This window comes from Streptomyces sp. NPDC006743 (assembly GCF_040703815.1).
Lineage (GTDB): Bacteria > Actinomycetota > Actinomycetes > Streptomycetales > Streptomycetaceae > Streptomyces.
Map to the genome: position 1 here is coordinate 1 of NZ_JBEYJA010000088.1, position 16,716 is coordinate 16,716.

14 protein-coding genes and 1 pseudogene are annotated in these 16,716 nt (G+C 75.8%); 9 read left to right on the plus strand and 6 right to left on the minus strand.

The genetic code is table 11. The annotated features are described in order from the left end of the window. Positions 1-271 precede the first annotated feature (271 nt). Positions 272-946 carry a TetR/AcrR family transcriptional regulator gene (locus ABZ719_RS35575; protein ID WP_366729308.1) on the minus strand — a complete coding sequence of 225 codons (675 nt, stop codon included), beginning with the start codon at positions 944-946 and terminating at the stop codon, positions 272-274. Positions 947-1,078: 132 nt separating this feature from the next. Between ABZ719_RS35575 and ABZ719_RS35580 the strand changes: the two genes are divergently transcribed. After that, positions 1,079-1,690 carry an NAD(P)H-binding protein gene (locus tag ABZ719_RS35580; RefSeq protein ID WP_366729309.1) on the plus strand — a complete coding sequence of 204 codons (612 nt, stop codon included), beginning with the start codon at positions 1,079-1,081 and terminating at the stop codon, positions 1,688-1,690. Positions 1,691-2,131: 441 nt separating this feature from the next. Here the strand turns inward: ABZ719_RS35580 and ABZ719_RS35585 are convergent. Continuing rightward, positions 2,132-2,956: pseudogene (locus ABZ719_RS35585) on the minus strand (LysR family transcriptional regulator); the annotation flags it as partial. A 70-nt stretch (positions 2,957-3,026) separates the two neighbouring features. Between ABZ719_RS35585 and ABZ719_RS35590 the strand changes: the two are divergent. The 8 genes from ABZ719_RS35590 to ABZ719_RS35625 all read left to right on the plus strand — a co-directional run bounded on the left by ABZ719_RS35590 (position 3,027) and on the right by ABZ719_RS35625 (position 11,341). Then, positions 3,027-3,344 (plus strand): hypothetical protein, encoded by a 318-nt coding sequence (locus ABZ719_RS35590; protein ID WP_366729310.1) that lies wholly within the window; start codon positions 3,027-3,029, stop codon positions 3,342-3,344. Then, complete coding sequence (locus ABZ719_RS35595) at positions 3,341-4,087, plus strand: SDR family oxidoreductase (protein ID WP_366729311.1); 747 nt, start codon at positions 3,341-3,343, stop codon at positions 4,085-4,087. Before ABZ719_RS35590 ends, ABZ719_RS35595 begins: the two co-directional genes overlap by 4 nt. Before the next feature lie 536 nt (positions 4,088-4,623). Further along, positions 4,624-5,652: a ketoacyl-ACP synthase III gene (locus ABZ719_RS35600; protein ID WP_366729312.1), complete on the plus strand. Its 1,029-nt coding sequence runs from the start codon at positions 4,624-4,626 to the stop codon at positions 5,650-5,652. Next, positions 5,649-6,389, plus strand: coding sequence for a glycosyltransferase family 2 protein (locus ABZ719_RS35605; RefSeq protein ID WP_366729313.1), 741 nt, complete (start codon positions 5,649-5,651; stop codon positions 6,387-6,389). The genes ABZ719_RS35600 and ABZ719_RS35605 overlap by 4 nt, the downstream gene beginning before the upstream one ends. After that, on the plus strand, positions 6,389-7,945 hold the full coding sequence (locus ABZ719_RS35610) for a class I adenylate-forming enzyme family protein (protein ID WP_366729314.1): 1,557 nt from the start codon (positions 6,389-6,391) through the stop codon (positions 7,943-7,945). Before ABZ719_RS35605 ends, ABZ719_RS35610 begins: the two co-directional genes overlap by 1 nt. Then, entirely contained in the window at positions 7,942-8,718 is a 777-nt protein-coding gene (locus ABZ719_RS35615) for a glycosyltransferase (RefSeq protein WP_366729315.1), read from the plus strand. Before ABZ719_RS35610 ends, ABZ719_RS35615 begins: the two co-directional genes overlap by 4 nt. Before the next feature lie 563 nt (positions 8,719-9,281). Beyond that, on the plus strand, positions 9,282-10,400 hold the full coding sequence (locus ABZ719_RS35620) for a cytochrome P450 (RefSeq protein ID WP_366729316.1): 1,119 nt from the start codon (positions 9,282-9,284) through the stop codon (positions 10,398-10,400). Continuing rightward, positions 10,397-11,341 carry an NAD(P)-dependent oxidoreductase gene (locus ABZ719_RS35625; RefSeq protein ID WP_366729317.1) on the plus strand — a complete coding sequence of 315 codons (945 nt, stop codon included), beginning with the start codon at positions 10,397-10,399 and terminating at the stop codon, positions 11,339-11,341. The genes ABZ719_RS35620 and ABZ719_RS35625 overlap by 4 nt, the downstream gene beginning before the upstream one ends. Positions 11,342-11,518: 177 nt before the next feature. Here the strand turns inward: ABZ719_RS35625 and ABZ719_RS35630 are convergent, their stop codons facing one another. The 4 genes from ABZ719_RS35630 to ABZ719_RS35645 are packed head-to-tail and all read right to left on the minus strand — an operon-like array spanning position 11,519 to position 16,369. Next, the gene (locus tag ABZ719_RS35630; protein WP_366729318.1) at positions 11,519-12,460 is read right to left on the minus strand and encodes an ROK family protein; all 942 of its coding nucleotides are present in this window, start codon (positions 12,458-12,460) and stop codon (positions 11,519-11,521) included. Positions 12,461-12,501: 41 nt separating this feature from the next. Further along, on the minus strand, positions 12,502-14,517 hold the full coding sequence (locus tag ABZ719_RS35635; RefSeq protein ID WP_366729319.1) for an ABC transporter ATP-binding protein: 2,016 nt from the start codon (positions 14,515-14,517) through the stop codon (positions 12,502-12,504). Further along, on the minus strand, positions 14,514-15,413 hold the full coding sequence (locus ABZ719_RS35640; protein ID WP_366729320.1) for an ABC transporter permease: 900 nt from the start codon (positions 15,411-15,413) through the stop codon (positions 14,514-14,516). The genes ABZ719_RS35635 and ABZ719_RS35640 overlap by 4 nt, the downstream gene beginning before the upstream one ends. Next, positions 15,410-16,369 carry an ABC transporter permease gene (locus ABZ719_RS35645; RefSeq protein ID WP_366729321.1) on the minus strand — a complete coding sequence of 320 codons (960 nt, stop codon included), beginning with the start codon at positions 16,367-16,369 and terminating at the stop codon, positions 15,410-15,412. Before ABZ719_RS35645 ends, ABZ719_RS35640 begins: the two co-directional genes overlap by 4 nt. Positions 16,370-16,716: the final 347 nt, after the last annotated feature.

Sequence of the window (16,716 nt, forward strand, 5' to 3'; positions counted from 1 at the left end):
CCCATCCGCATATCTCACACACCATGGGATACAGGCATCACTCCGGGTCCCTCACAGACTTCATGAAGGTTCACCCCGACGAGCCGAAATCAGTAGAGCTGCGAACAAAAGGGGAGTCCGATCAGCTCGCGGCGTCCGGTGCGTGCGATCGCAAGGCGCCGGAAGGTCCTTGTGGCGGAGCTGCCAGGACCTTCCGGCAACGCCGCGAGCGTGCGAGCCGGGCGCCCCTTTTGTCCGCAGCTCTTACCCCGCTCCGGGGGAAGGGCTCCTGTCATCTCCCCGCCAGGAGGGCGGCCACGTCGGCCGCCGGCCGGCCCGTGTGGAGGCTGATCAGGTCGGCGATCAGGTCGTCCAGGGGCGGCCAGGGGATGTCGCCGTGGTCGTTGTAGAGGCTGATCAGGCCGTGCATCGCGGTCCACAGCATGAGTCCGGCCTGCCACTGCCGCTCCGCCGTGGAACCGCGGTCCCCCGCGCCGGCGGCCGCCAGGGAGGCGACGACCGACTCCAGCAGTTCCGCGCCGGCGCCGTGCGCGGACCCGGGGACGAGATCGGCCGGCATCCGCCCGCCGAAGAGCGTCCGGTAGTGGCCGGGCTGCTCGACTCCCCAGTGCACGTAAGCGGCGCACCGGGCGACGAGGTCGGACAGCGGGTCCGGCGCGCAGCGCGCGGCCTCGTTCATCAGGCCGGCCAGTTCGTCGTAGCGCAGGCGCAGCACGTGCTCGATGAGCGCGCCCAGGTCCGCGAAGTGACCGTAGATGCTGGCGGGTGCCACCCCGACCTCCCGCGCGACCTGCCGCAGCGTGAGCGTCTCCGGCTGGTCGAGGGTGGCCAGCAGTTTCGCCGCGGCGTCCACCAGCTGGGCCTTGAGCACCTGTCCCTGCCCACGCGGATTGCGGCGGCGACGGGTGGGGGCGGCTTCCGGCGCGGCTCCCTCGTCGGACGACACGTTGACCCTTCCCACCCGTGCGAACCCTTCACCAACAGGTGTTCATGCTACAGCGCCGGGCCGCCTTGACACTCGTAACCAACAGTCGTTTACTCAAGTAACCAACAGTTGTTCAGTCAAGGACGGACCATCATGCGCATCGCCATACTCGGCGCCTCCGGCAGGGTCGGCGGCCTGCTCACCACCCAGGCCCTGGAGCGGGGGCACGAGGTCGTCGCCCTCGTCCGTACCCCGGACCGGGTCACCGTGCCCCCGCGGCAGCGGGTCGACGTGCGGCAGGCCGACGTCTTCTCCCCGCGGACCTTTCCGGGCCTGGACGACGTCGACGTGGCCGTCTCGGCCATCGGCATCGGCAAGAAGGACGGGCCGGGCGCGCTGGTCGCCGGGGCCGGGCTGCTCGCCGCGGCACCGGTGCGCACGGTGTGGCTCGGCGCCCTGGGGTCGGGGGTGTCGACCGGCGCGGGCGGGCGGATCTACCAGGCGGTGATGCGGATGGCCGTCGGCAGGGAACTGGCCGAGAAGGCCGAGGCCGACCGGATCGCCCTGGACGCGGGCGCCACCGTGTTCCACGCGCCGGACCTGACCGACGGCCCGGTCAGCCCCGGACGCCGCGTCGTACCGCTCGCGGAACTGCGCCGTCCCCTGCTGCCGCCCAGGATGTCCCGCGCCTCCGTGGCCGCGCTCATGCTGGACGAAGCGGAGTCGGCAGGCCACGCCGGTGAAGTCGTCGTGCCCCTCGGCTGACCAGCGGCCCGCGCGGGCGCCGGTCCGCCCGCCACCGACCGGCCGTCCGCCTCCCGCTCCCGCCGCCTCCCGCTCCCGCCGCCTGGCGCCTGGCGCCTGGCGCCTGGCGCCTGGCGCCTGGCGCCGACGGTGGTGGCCGTCGGTGGCGGCCGTCGGGGCGACACGTGGTCATGTCCGTGGTCGGCCACCGGGCTACGGGAGACCCCCGAAGCGGTTGCCGCCCAGGGAGAAGGGACGACCTCGCACCCGGCGTCAAGGAGTCGATCGCTCACCCCGACGCCCGTCACCGCCCGGCCCCGCCGACCGCCGGGCTCCCTCGAAACGGCTCGGACCCGGCCCCTCGGAACGACTCGCGTGCGATCCCGCAGAACGGCTCGCCGGCGGTCCCTCCGAGCGGTTCGCGCGCGGCCCCTCCGAACGGCCGGCATGCGGGTGCGCTGCGAGAGCGGCGGCCACGAAGGACGCGACCAGCGGACGGCGGTCCTGCTCGTTCCAGGCGAGCACGAGGCGGCTGGGCGGCGCGTCGGTCACCGGGATGCCGGTCAGCCCTGCGGGGACCGGTTCGACCAGGGAGCGGGGCAGGACCCCGATCATCCGGTTCATCGAGACCATGTGCAGCATCTGGACCACGTCGGCGACCTCGGGACCGGTGCCGTCGCCCCCGGGGACCCCCTTCCAGCGGGGCAGCGTCTCTCCCTCCAGGTCGGACATCCGCACCGCGGCGCGCCCGGCCAGCCGGTGCCCGGCCGGGACGACGACCAGGCGGTCCTCGGTGTGCAGCGTCTCGTGCGCCAGGCCGTCGAGGTCGTCGAACGGCACGTAGAGCAGGCCGACGTCGGCCCGGCCGTCGTGCAGGAAGTCGGCACGGTCGGCGGGGCCGCTGAAGAGGATGTCCACGCGTCGGGCGTCGGGCTGCTGGGCGTACCCGGCCAGCAGCCCGGACAGCAGACCGGCGTCGCCCCCGGGTTTGAGGACGAGCCGCAGCGGGGCCTCGGTGTCACCGGCGCACCGGGCCCTGCGGACGGCGGCGGCGACCGCGTTGAGCGCGTGCCGCCCGTGTTCCAGCAGCGCCCGCCCGGCCGGGGTCAGCTCGACGCGCCGGCTGGAGCGGACGAACAGCGCCACGCCGAGGCGGCTCTCGGTCCGCCGGATCGCCTTCGACAGCGCCGGCTGGGCGATCGAGAGCCGGACGGCGGCCCGGCCGAAATGCAGTTCCTCGGCGACCGCGATGAAGTACTCCAGCTCCCGGGTCTCCAGTTCACTCATGCCCCCAGGTTATCGCCGGATGTCCAACCGGTCTTGGACGTGGACGGCTTCGGGCGCCGAGAATTGCGGCATGATCCAGCACACCATGATTGTTTCCTTCGACCGGCCCCTCCCTTCGGACACCCTCGATCAATACCTCACAGACATCGAACGAGTGATGCGCGCCACCGGTCTCGTGGAGTCGGTCGTCACCCGCCGCCACCTTCCCGTCCCCGGCGAAGAGGCCATTCCCGCACTGATCGGATCCGCGATCGTGCAGGTCGCCGTGGCCGACCTGGACACGCTGGCGAAGGCGTTCGCCGCGCCCGGCCTGCACGAGGTCATCGACCGCTGGCAGTCCCGGCACCCGTACCAGGTCGCCTGGGCGAACCACGAGGTACTGGCATGAGCGGCGGGCCCCGCCGGGCGGGGCTGGTCACCGGGGCCGGCAGCGGGATCGGCCGCGCGGCGGCGCTGGAGCTGGCCCGCGGCGGCGCGGCCGTCGCCGTGCTCGACATCGACGCGGACTCGGCGGCCGAGACGGCCGGGCTGATCCGGGCGCAGGGCGGTGAGGCGCTGGCCGTGACCGTCGACATCGCCGACGAGCGCTCGGTGCGGGACGCCGTGCAGCGCACGGTCGCGGCGTACGGCGGTCTGCGGTTCGCGGTGAACAACGCGGGTCTCGCCTCGCACCACCGGCAGCTCGACCAGATGTCCCTGGAGGAGTTCGAGCAGGTGGTCCGGGTCAACCTGGCCGGGACCTTCCTGTGCATGAAGCACGAGCTGCCCCTGCTCGGGGACGGCGGCGCGATCGTCAACGTCGCCTCCAACGGCGGCCTCTACGCGATCCCGACCGCACCCGCCTACGTCGCAGCCAAGCACGGCATCGTCGGGCTCACCAAGGTCGCCGCGGTCGACTACGCGCCGCGTGGCATCAGGGTCAACGCAGTCTGCCCCGGGCCCACCCGCACGCCCGGGTTCGAACAGGTGGCGGCCGGCACCGATCTGATCGCGCTCCAGGAGTCGATCACACCGCTCGGCCGGATGGCGACCCCGGAGGAGGCCGCGGCGGCGGTGGTCTGGCTCTGCTCGGACGCCGCCTCCTACGTCACCGGGATCGCGCTGTCCGTCGACGGCGGCCGACGGGCCTGAGCGTCGTCACGGCCGGGCTGCACCCGGCCTCCCGGCCTGAAGGCCCCCGGTGCGGTACACGCCCTGGACACCTCGGACGCCCTGGGCGCCCTGGACATCTTGAGCGCCTTGGACACCTTGGACTCTTGGGACTGCCCTGACCCCCTGGGCATCTCAAGCGTCCAAGGCGTGCCCAGGGGTGTGTCCAGGGTGTGTCCAGGGTGTCTCGGCCGTTCCGGTCGTCCTGCGCGTGTCCCCGGAGGCAGGTGTGTCGCATGTACCCCGTCGGCCCCGCGCGGCAAGGAGGGAACTGGCCCTGACCGAGGCCGCGCCGGCCGCCCGGGTGCCGCTGCCCGGCATCTGCCGGCGGCCGGTCCCCCGGTCGGCGGCCGGTCCCCCGTTGCGCACTTCGTCTCCCTTGATCATCCGTCTTGTCCCCGCCAACGTAGCAGCGGCGCCGGCGGCACGGTTCCCGGCCCTGCTGCGTGCCGGGGCCTATGCCGGGTGAGTACAAGTGCTCAGGCGGCGGGGCCTGTCGGGTTCCTAGTCTCGGCGGCATGCAGAGGGATCACGCCGATCGCGGCACCGGCCTGCGGGTCGGCATCACAGGGGTGGCGTCGTGCCTTCCGGAGGCCGAGGTGACGTCGCGGGAACTCCAGGAGCGCGTCACCGCGGCCTGCGGCATCACGATGCCGGCGCGCATGCTGGAGCGGGTGACGGGGATCGCCGCGCGGCGGACCGCGCGGCCGGACGAGTACGCCTCCACGCTCGCGCTGCGAGCCGCGCGCACCGCGCTGGAGCGGGCCGGGGCAGGACCGTACGACATCGACCTGCTGGTGTTCGCCTCGGCCACCCGGGACGTGGCCGAACCGGCGACCGCGCACATCGTGCAGGCCGCGCTGGGCTCCCGGGCGCACGCGCTGGACGTGACGAACGCGTGCAACAGCTTCGTCAACGGCATCGACACGGCACGGGCGATGATCCTGGCCGGCCGGGCCCGCCGGGCCCTCGTGGTCACCGGGGAGACACCGAGCCGCGCCGTGCGGTACGCGCCGGACGGCCCCGGGCAGCTCCGGGACGGTTTCGCCGGCTACACCTTCGGGGACGCGGGCGCCGCGGTCGTCCTGGAGGCCGTGGAGCGGGGCGGCATCCTCGACGTGGACACCGAGACGCACTCGGAGCACTGGGCGGTCGGCGGCATCTTCGGCGGCGGTTCGCGCCATCCGCGCGGTGACGAGCACACCTACTTCCGGGGCGACGGCGCCGAGTTGCGGGAGGTGTTCGAGAAGGTCGGCACGTCCGTGCTCGACCGGACCAGGCGGCGTACCGGCCTGGACTGGGACGACTTCCGGCACGTCCTGGTGCACCAGGTCACCGTGCCGTACCTGGACCGGTTCGTGGAACTGACCGGCGTGCCCCGCGACCGGCTCGTCGTCACCGTTGCCGGACTGGGCAACATGGCCAGCGCCACGCTGGGTGTCCAACTCGACCTGGTGCAGGCCGGGTTGCGGGCCGGTGACCGGGTGCTGTTCGTGGGCCTGGGCGGCGGCGTGAGCATCATGACGATGGTCTGGGAGAAGGCATGAGCGCGCTGTGGGTCGTCGTGCCCGCCCACCAGGAGGCCGCGCGGCTCGGTGCCACGCTGGACGCGCTCGCCGCCCAGACCGACCGTGACTTCACTCTCGTCGTCGTCGACAACGCCTCCACCGACGGCACGGCGGCGCTCGCCCGCGCCTTCGCCCGCCGGGCACCGTTCCCGGTGCACGTGCTGCACGAGGCGGAGAAGGGGGTCGGGTGCGCCGTCGACACCGGGTTCCGGTACGCGATCGCGCACGGTGCCGCCCTGCTCGCCCGGACCGACGCGGACTGCCTGCCGCGGCCCGGCTGGACGGCCGCCGCCCGCGCCGCGCTGGTGCGGGGCAACGGCCTGGCGTGCGGGCGCATCGACGCCCGTCGCGACGAGCACGGGCCGCTGGGACGGGCCGCGTTCCGCACCCTGGTCCGCGGCGCCGCCTGCTTCGGCCGGCTGAGGCCCGCCCACCGGCGCCGCCACGGCTACCTCGCCCCCTACCGGATGCACGCCGGGAACAACATGGCCGTCACAGCCGCCCTGTACGAGGCCGTGGGCGGCATGCCGCGCCGCCCCTCCCCCACCGACCGGCTCTTCCTGAACCGGGTGCGCCGCCACACCCGGGCCATCGTGCACGTGCGCGCCATGGTCGTGGAGAACTCCACCCGCCGGCTGCGCGCGTACGGTCTCGTCGGCACCGCCCGCTGGTACCTCGACCGGGGTCCGGGCCGGCACGGGGAGGACCCGCGCTGATGTCCGCCGCTCCCGGCTGCCCCGGCAGTCTCGACGCCCTCGCGCGCGGCCTGCGCCGCGACCCGCACCGCCCGGCCGTGCTCACCGCCACCCGCACGGGCGCCGTCCGCGTCGGGGCCACCCGCGGCGACCTCGCGGACCTCACCGAGGTCTGCGCCGCGGCCCTGCACGCCCGGGGCGTGGGCCGCGGCTCCACCGTCGGTGTCGCCGTGCGCCCCGGTCCCCGTGCCCTCGCGGTCATGCTCGCCCTGCACCGCCTCGGCGCCCGCGCCGCCGTGCTGGACCCGGGCGCGGGCCCGGACGTGCTGCGCTCCCGGCTCACGCTGGCGCGGCCCGAGCTGGTCCTGGCCGACGCCACCGCGCAGGCCGTGGCCGGCTGGGCCCGGCCGCTCGCCCGGCGCGCCCGGCTGGCGCTGCCCGACCTCGCCGCGCTGGGCCCGGTCGCCACGGTGGGCCCCCGGCTGCCGGGCTGCGCCCCGGCCCTGGACACCACGGCCCGCTCCACGGTGCTGCCCCGCCCGGTGGACGAGGACGGGGACGCGGTCATCGTGTTCACCTCGGGCACCACCGCGCGGCCCCGGGCCGTGGTGCACACCCGGTCCTCGCTCGCGGCGGGCATGGCCACGGTGGCCGGCCTGGTCGGGCCGGAGGCGGGGCTGCCGGTCCTCGGCGGCACCTTCTTCGTCCTCGTCCCGTCCCTCGCGAGCGGCGCGCCGGTGGCGCTGCCCGCCCGCGCCCCGCGTGTCCTGGCCCGGCAACTGCGCCGACTCGCCCCACAGGCAACCTACCTGACGCCCCCTCAGCTGCGGTCCGCGCTGGCGGCGGGGGCCCGGTTCGCCGGGCGGGTGTGGACGGGTTCGGCGCCGGCCGGCGCGCAACTGCTGGGCCGGGTCAAGGACGCGGGCGCCCGCGAGGCCTGGGGGGTGTACGCGCTGACCGAGCTGTTCCCGGCCGCCGCGGTGGAGCACGCCGACAAGGCCGCCCACACGGGCGACGGCGACCTGGTCGGCCACCCGCTGCCGGGCGTGAGCGCCGAGGTGGACCCCTCGGGTCAGCTGCTGCTGTCGGGCCCGGCGGGCCGCGACCGCTGCCTGGGCGAGGACCCGGACCCGTGGATCGCCACCGGCGACCGGGCGCGGCTGGCGGGGGGCCGGATCGTGTTGGAGGGCCGGGTCAAGGACATGGTCCTGCGGCACGCGGAGAACATCTATCCGGGACTGTACGAGCCGTCGCTGCACGTGCCGGGCGTCGAACTGGCGCTTCTGGTCGGCGTACCGGCCGGGGACGGCGACGAACGGCTGGTCGCCCTGGTGCAGCCGTCCGAGGGGGCCGGCCGTGCGGCATTGCGGACCGCGCTGGCCGGACCGCTGGAGCGGATGGGCTCCGCCCGGCCGGACGCGGTGCTGTTCGCCCGGATCCCGCTGTCCGGACGGTCCCGCAAACCCGACCGGGCCGCCGCCGCCCGGCTCGCGGAGCGGCGCCTCGGGCAGCGGCCCGCGGCCGGGCGGCGCGCCGGCGAGCAGCGCCCCGGCGAGCGGGAAGGGGGGCGGGGATGAGCACCGGCACGGATGCGGCACCGCTGTGGGTGGTGGTTCCGGCGTACAACGAGCAGGCCGGGATCGGCGCCACGCTCGCGGCGCTCGCCGCCCAGACCGACACCGGCTTCGCGCTGGTCGTCGTGGACAACGCCTCCACCGACGCGACCGCCGAGGTGGTGCGCGCCTTCGCCGCCGGAGCGCCGTTCCCGGTGCACCTGGTCCATGAGGCCGAGCCGGGCGCCGGGGCCGCCGCCGACACCGGGTTCCGGTACGCCATCGGGCGGGGCGCCACGCTGCTGGTGCGCACCGACGCCGACTGCCTGCCCGCCGCGGACTGGGTGGCGCGGGCGCGCGCCGTGCTCGGGCGCGGCGCGGAGCTGGCCTGCGGCCGCAGCGTGCCGCGCCGCGACGAGCGCCCCACGTTCGCGGAGCGGTACCTGCTGCCCGCGGCGGTGCGGGCGAGCGCGCTGTACGGCCGCTGCCGGGCGGCCCACCGCGATCCCCGCTACCGGGCGCCCTACGTGCTGTGCCACGGCCACAACCTGGCCGTCACGGCCGCGCTGTACCTGCGCTGCGGGGGCGCTCCGCGGGTACCGCTGGAGGGGCCGCCCGAGGACGTCGTGCTGCTCAACCGGGCCCGCGAACACAGCACGCGGATCGTGCGCGCCGAGCGGATGGTGGTACAGGCCAGCCTCCGCAGGCTCCGGGCCTGGGGCGCGCGCCGCACCCTGCTGTGGCACTGGGACCGCCGCTACCGACCCGCCGACCTGCGAAAGGTGCATGTGCGATGACTGCCGCGTCCGGTACAGCCGGAACGGACCTCACGACCGGAACGGCCCTCAGCGCCGGTGCCGGTTGCACGGCCGGTGCCGGCCTCACGGGCGGTCCGGGCCTCGTGACCGGTGCAGACCTCACGACCGGTGCGGACCTCACGAGCAGTGCGGACCTCACGGCCGGTATGGACCTCACGGCGGGGGTCGACCGAACCGGCGGTACGGATCTCACGACCGGTGCAGACCTCGCGGCCGTTGCGGATCTCACGACCGGTACAAACCGAACCGCCGGTACGGACCGAGCCGCCGACACAGACGTCGCGGCCGCCACGGGCCTCACCGCCGGCACGAGTCTCACGGCCGGTACGGACCGCACCGCCGGTACGGACCACTCGGCCCTGACGGCCGGTGCGGACGGCCCGGCCACCGCGGCCGTCTCCGACGTCCCCTCCACCACAGCCGCCCCGGCCTCCCCGTCCAGCCCGTCCAGCCCGTCCAGCCCGTCCGGCCCGGCCCACGCGGCCGCCTCGACGGGTCCGTCAACCGGGGCCGTCCCGGCTGGTCCGTCCTCCGGGGCCGGTGTGCGGGCCGCACGGTGCCGGGACCGGCGGGTCTACACCCGGTCCCATCCGGTGCTGTTCGCGCTGCTCGCCGTCGCGCGCCGCCGGGGCGCGGTGACCCGGCTCGGCGGCGGCACGGTGCTGGTGCACGGCGGCGACGCGTACCGGAAGGCCCTCACCCGTGTTCCGCTGGACCGCGCGGCGGCGGGCACCACCGGTGGCGCGGTGCGCGAACTGTCCGGCGGCGGCGCCCTGTTCGACCAGGAGGGCGCGGGGCACCGTGCCGCACGGCGCGTCGTCCTCGACCCGCTCGGTGCGGCCGGCACCGAGCGGCTGCGCCCGCTGTGGCGCGAGGTCCTGGACCGCCGCCTCGCCCCGCTGGGCGCGGGCCGCGTCGTCGACCTCGTCCCGCTCGCCCGTGAACTGGCCGGCGCCACGGTCCGCGCGCTGCTGGAGGTGGACGCCGGCCCGGAGCGGATCGCCGGGGCCGCCGCGCGCGCCGCGGCGACCGCCGTGCGCGGCCATCTGCCCGGGCTCCGGCCGCCGGGCAGCGCGCGGGCCGCCGCCGGGGCCGCCGCCCGGCTGGCGGCCCTGCTCGCCCCGGACGCGCCGCGGGGCTCCGACGGGGAGCCGGGCCTGCGGGCGATGCTCGCGGTCGCCGCCGTCAGCACCACCGTGGCGGCCCTGCCCCGTGCGGCCGCCTGGTGCGCGGACGCGGCGCTGTGGGACCAGGCGGCCGACGACCGGCTGCGGCCCGCCCTGGTGGGCGAGTTGCTGCGGGTGACCGCGCCGTCGCCGCTTCTGCCGCGTGTGGCGGCGGCCGACGCGGATCTCGGCGGGTGCCCGGTGCGGGCCGGGGACCGGCTGGTCCTGGTGGCCCGGCACGCCGCGCGGGCCCACGCCGATCCGCCGGACGCGCTGTGCCCCGCGCCGCCCGCGGTGGCCCGCCTGGTCTTCGGCGCGGGACCGCACACCTGCCCCGGCGCCCGGCTGGCCCAGGCCCAACTGGACGACGTACTGGCTGCGTTGGCCGCGTACCGACCCGTCGTGGTCCGTGCCCGCGTGGACCGGCGTGCCGCGCTGCCCGGCTGGCGGACGCTCACCGTCCGGGCCACCAGCGGGACGGAGGAGGGCCGGTGATCACGGTCGCGGTGACCGGGGCGAGCGGCTTCTGCGGGGGCCGGGTGGCCCGCTCGGCGGCCGCCCGGGGGGACGAGGTGCTGTGTGTGGGGCGGCGTCCGGGGCCGGTGGGGCGGCACGTCGTGTGGGACGCCGCCCGCGAGGTGCCGGACCTCCGCGGTGCGGACGTGGTGGTGCACTGTGCGGCGGCGGTCGGCGACCCGGTGCCCGGCTCGCGCGCCGAGGCGCTGATGCGGGCGGTCAACGTGGACGGTACGGCACGGCTGCTCCGGGCGGCGGCGGGCCGGCCCGTGGTGTGGGTGAGCAGCGCCAGCGTGTACGCGCCGGGCCCCGGCCGGGCCCGGCTCACCGAGGACCATCCGGTGCGCGGCCAGTTGAACGCGTACGGCCGGACCAAGGCCGCCGGCGAGGCACTGGCGCTGGCCGCCGGGGCCGTGGTGCTGCGGCCCCGGGCGGTGTACGGCACCGGGGACCCGCATCTGGTGCCCCGGCTGCTCGCCCGGGTCCGGCACGGGCTGCTCCTGCTGCCGGGGCCCAGCGTCCCGCTGAGCCTGACGGCCGTCGAGAACCTGGCCACCGCCTGCCTCGCCGCCGCCGGCTGGCCGCCGGGCGCCTACAACATCGCCGATCCGGTGCCGTACGACCGGGACGCGGCCGTGCGGGCGGTACTGGCGGCCCACGGCGTACGGGCGAGGATCCGCCCCGTGCCGCGCCCCCTCGCCCGCACGGCGGCGGGGGCCGTCCAGGCGCTCGGCCGGCTGCGTCCGGAGCGGGAACCGTTCCTCACCCCGTACGCCATCGACCAGCTCGCCGCGCCGGTCGTCCTGGACGTCTCCCGCGCGCGGTCCCGGGGCTGGCATGCCGGCCGCGACCTCACCGACTACACCGGCGAACTCATGGCCGCCCGCGCGGCGGAGGGCGGCCGGGCGCGGGGGCGGTGAAGGGCGCGTACCGGACGCCGAGCACCGGCGCCCCCTGCCGTCCTCCGGGCGAGGCCCGGGGCCCGGCCCCGTGGCCGGGACCCGTGGCCGGGACCCGTGGCCGGGACCGGTGGCCCCGGACCGCGGGCTCCAGCGGCACAGGCTGGGGCCGGGGCGGGGGGCGCCGCGAGTGCTTGCCTACACCGTCGCCCTCGGCTCCGTGCCCAGTTCCCGGCGGGCGCGGGCGGCGGCGCCGACCGGGACGGCGTCGGCGGCCAGGGCGGCCCGGACCAGGCGGACGGGGTGGCCGCTGACCGGGGGGTCGGCGGCCAGGGCGGACAGGATGACGGGTTCCAGCAGCGGCCAGGCGCGGCTGACGCCCCCGCCGACGACCACCGTGGTGATGTCGGCGACCCCCGCCGTGATCACGATCGCCCGGGCGATGCCCGCCCCCGCCGCGCGGTACACGGCGAGGGCGTCCTCGTCACCCCCGGCGGCGGCCTCGGCGACTTCGCGGGCGGTACGGCGGCGGCCGGTGCGGTCGGCGTAACGGGCGCCGATGGAGCGGCCGGAGGCCAGCGTCTCCAGGTGCCCCCGGCCGCCGCAGGAGCAGGGCAGGTCACCGAAGCCGGGGATGTGCCCGATCTCGCCGGCCGCGCCGTGCGGCCCCGCGTACAGGGCGCCGTTGGTCCACAGGGCGCCGCCGACGCCGGTCCCCAGCGTCATGCCGAGGACGTCGGCCTCGCCGCGCACCGCTCCGCCGCAGACCTCTCCGTAGAGGAAGGCGTTGACGTCGTTGTCCAGGTAGGCCGGGACGCCGAGGGCCTCTTCGACCGCGGCGGTGACGGCGAATCCGGCCCAGCCGCGGAAGGAGTCGCTGGCCACCAGGATGCGGCCGTTCGCGGAGTCCACCACCCCGGCGGCGCCGACCCCGACGCCCACCAGGCGGCCGGGCGTACGGGCCAGCAGCGGGGCGAGCGCGTCGAGCGCGGCCCCGACCATGGCCGGGCCGCCCTCCTGCGCGGGGGTGGCGGTCTCCGCGCGGTCGAGGACGGTCAGGTCGTCGGAGCAGAGGACCACCTGGGTGGTGGTGCCGCCGATGTCGATGCCGGCGAGGAGCGGCCGGAGGGTGGGGGGCATGGCCGGTTCCTGCGGGGTGTGCGGGGTGGGAAGGGGTCGGGTCACGCCTGGGCCTCCGTACGGCCGGCCGCGAGGGTGGCCAGGCGCTCGGCCCTGCGGCCCCGCTGCACCACCGGGTCGGGCACCGGTACAGCGGCCAGCAGACGGCGGGTGTAGTCGGTCTCCGGGTGCAGCAGGGTCGTCCCGGTGGGGCCCTGCTCCTCGATCCGGCCGGCGCGCATCACGACGACGCGCTGGGCGAAGTGCTGCACGACGGCGAGGTCGTGGGAGACGAACAGGCAGGCGAAGCCCAGGTCGCCCTGGAGTTCGGTGATGACCTCCAGGACCGCTTCCTGCACGCTGACGTCGAGCGCGCTGGTGGGTTCGTCGGCGACCAGCAGCCGCGGTTCCAGTACCAGGGCGCGGGCCAGGCTGACCCGCTGGCGCTGGCCGCCGGAGAGTTCGCGGGGCGCGCGCCGGGCGACCTCGCGGGGCAGCCGGACCCGGTCGAGGACGGCGGCGACCTTGGCCTGCCGGTCCTTGGCGGACAGGTCGCGGCGGTGGATCCGGAGCGGTTCGGCGACGCACTCGCCGACGGTCATCCGGGCGTCGAGGGAGGCCACCGGATCCTGGAGGACGACGCCAATGCCGGCCCGCAGGGCCCGGCGGGCGCGGGCGCGGGTGCGGGCGAGGTCGGCGCCGAAGAGGGAGACGGTGCCGGAGGTGGGCTGGATGAGGCCGAGCGCGACCCGGGCGGCGGTGGACTTGCCGGAGCCGGACTCACCGACCAGGCCGAGAGTCTGCGCCGGTTCGACCCGGAACGACACTCCGCCGAGGGCGCGCACGGCGGCCTTGCCGCGGCCGAACACCACGGAGACGTCCCGCAGTTCGACCACGGGTCCGGCCCCTGGTTCCGCCACGTTTTCGGCCACGGCTTCCGCTGCGGGTTTCGCCACGGGTCCGGCGACGGCTCCGGTGGCCGAGCCGTCGACGGGACCGTCCACGGCTCCGGTGGCGGAACCGTCGGCGGATTCGGTGGCGGAGCCGCCCGCGGGCCGGTCCGGGGTCCGGTCCCCGGGGGCGCCGGAGCCGGCGGGCGGGGCCGCCGGGCCGGCCGCCGGACCGCCCGTGCGGGCCCGGGCGGTCGCGGGGGTCCGGCCGGTGCCGTCCCCGGAACCGGCGGTCCGGCCGGTGCCGTGCTCCGCCGCGGCGGACCCGGCGGACCCGGCGGTGCCGTCCGCCGTCCCGGCGACGGAGAGCCGGGGCACGGCGGCCAGCAGGCGCCGGGTGTAGTCGTGGACGGGGCGCAGCAGGACGTCCTCGACCGGCCCGGTCTCCACGATCTCCCCCCGGTACATGACGGCGACCCGGTCCGCGAAGTCGGCGACGACGCCCATGTTGTGGGTGACCAGCAGCACGCCGGTGCCGGTCTCGGCGGCGAGCCGGCGCAGCAGGTCGAGGATCTCGGCCTGCACGGTGACGTCGAGCGCGGTGGTCGGCTCGTCGGCGATGAGCAGGCCGGGCTCGTTGGCGATGGCCATGGCGATGACGACGCGCTGGCGCTGGCCGCCGGAGAGCTGGAAGGGGTAGGCGCGGGCGCGCTTGCCGGGTTCGGGGATGCCGACGCGGCGCAGCAGTTCGACGGCCTCGGCGGCGGCGTCCTTGGCGGACACCTCGCGGTGGTTGCGGATCACCTCGGCGATCTGCTTGCCGATCCGGGTGAGCGGGTCGAGTGCGGTGGCCGGCTCCTGGAACACCATGGAGACGGTCTTGCCGCGCAGCGCCGCGAGGCTGTTCTCCGGGGCGCCGACGATCTGGGTGCCGGCGATGACGGCGCTGCCGGTGGCGCGGGCGTTCGCGGCGAGCAGGCCCATCGCGGCGAGCGCGATGGTCGACTTGCCGGAGCCGGACTCGCCGACCAGGGCCAGCGTCTCGCCCGGGCGGACCTGGAGGGAGACGCCCTTGACGGCGGGTACCTCTCCGGTCTCGGTGGTGAAGACGACGCCGAGGCCGTCGAGTTCGAGGATCGGGCCGGACGCCGTGGTGCGGGCGGCGGTGCCCTTGGTGGTGGCGGTCATCCGCGTCCCCTCACATCGAATGCGTCGCGGAGTCCGTCCCCGATCGCGTTGAACGCCCACACCACCAGGATGATGGCCAGGCCGGGCGGCAGGATCAGCCACCAGTAGCCGGAGTAGGCGGCGGTGAGTCCGGCGGAGAGCATGCCGCCCCAGTCGGTCTGCGGCGGCCTGACTCCCATGCCCAGGTAGGAGACGTAGGCGACGAGCAGGATGGCGTCGGCGACCTGGAAGGTGGCGGCGACGATGACGGTCGAGACCGAGTTGGGCAGGATGTGCCGCAGGATCGCCCGGGCGTGCGTGCCGCCGATGGCGCGCAGGGTCAGGACGTAGTCGCGGTTCTTCAGGGTCAGTGTCTCGGCGCGGACCAGCCGGGAGGGCACCAGCCAGGACACCAGGCCCAGGATGAGGACGAGTCCGGCCAGGCCCGGGGTGGTGATGGCGGAGACCACGAGCAGGATGAACAGGGCGGGGATCGCGATGCCGGCGTCGACGATGCGCATCATCACGGCGTCGATCCAGCCGCCCGCGTACCCGGCGGCGGCGCCCCACAGCGTGCCGATGACGGTGGCGAGGACGCCCGCGGCGAGGCCGACGACGAGCGAGACCTTGCCGCCGTACATCAGCCGGCCCAGTTCGTCGTGGCCGACGGCGTCGGTGCCCAGCCAGTGGGCGCCGCTGGGAGCGAGGTTGACCTGCTGGAGCATGGTGTGGGTCTGGTCGGTGGAGTACACCAGCGGGCCCGCGAAGCAGAACAGGAAGAAGAGGACCACGACGGCGAGCCCGACGACGGCCAGTCTGTTGCGCAGGAAGCGGCGGACGGCGAGCCGTGCGCCGGAGGCCTCGCGCGGGGCGGCGGCCTTCGCCGGGACCGTGTCCGGCTGGATGACGGCGCTCATGCCCGGCCTGCCTTCACTCGGGGGTCGATGATCCGCTGGACGATGTCGGCGAGCAGGGTGCCGGTGACGGTGGCGACGGCGATCACCAGGACGCAGCCGAGCAGGACCGGGTAGTCGGAGGACTGTGCCGCCGTCCAGAACAGCAGCCCCATGCCGGGGTAGTTGAAGAGCTGTTCGACGACCAGGGCGCCGCCGAACAGCACGGGCACGTAGTAGCCGAGCATGGCCACCACGGGCGTCAGCGAGTTGCGGAACACGTGCCGCCACAGGATGGCGCCGGGGCGGGAGCCGCCCGCCCGGGCGGTGCGGACGTAGTCCTCGGAGAGGTTCTCCAGGGTGGCCGAGCGCATGTACCGGCTGAACACCGCGACCATGGAGGCCGCGCCCGCGACCACCGGCAGCACCAGGGCCTGCGGGTCGGAGAAGACCTGGCCCAGGGTCTCGCCCTGCGGGGCCTGCGAGGGGAACCAGGCGAGCTGCTGGCTGAAGACCAGGACCAGGATCAGACCGAGGAAGTAGACGGGCGTGGAGTAGGCGATGAAGCTGAGCGTGGTGATGACGTAGTCGGCCGCCTTGTTGCGGCGCACGGCCTGCCACATGCCGAGCGGGACGGCGAGGACGAGGCCCGCCAGGGCCGACAGCACGGTGAGGACGAGGGTCTTCGGCAGTCGCTCGGTGATGAGCTGGGAGACGGGCTCGTTGAGGGTGTACGAGGTGCCGAGGTCGCCGTGCAGCAGTTGGCCGAGGTAGTAGAAGTACTGGACGGGCAGGGACTTGTCGAGGCCCTGTTCGTGGTTGAAGCGGGCGATCTGCTGGGCGGTGGCCTGCGGTCCGAGGATCCCGCGTGCGGGGCCTCCGGGGAGGGCGTGCAGCAGGCCGAAGACGACGATCGTCACGATGACGATCACGGCGACGGCCTGCAGGACGCGTCTGATCAGGTACGAGGAAGTGCTCATGTGTTTTCCGGTCGCTTCGTCTGCGTGGCGCGCGGGCGTCACCTGGACAGGGGCGTCACTGCGACAGGGGCGCCGGCGCGGGTGCCGGCCCGGCGGGTGCCGGTGCGGCAGACGGGTGGGCGGCGGGTGCCGGTGCGGTGGGTGCCGGTGTGACGCGGGTGTGCGGCGGGGGTGTGCGCGGGGTGCGGGCGGCCGGCCGGGCGGCCGGGTGCCGCCGGCCGGGTGCCGCGGGCCCGCGCGGGAGGGACCGGACTTAGAGCTGCGAACAAAAGGGGAGTCCGATCAGCTCGCGGCGTCCGGTGCGTGCGATCGCAAGGCGCCGGAAGGTCCTTGTAGCGGAGCTACCA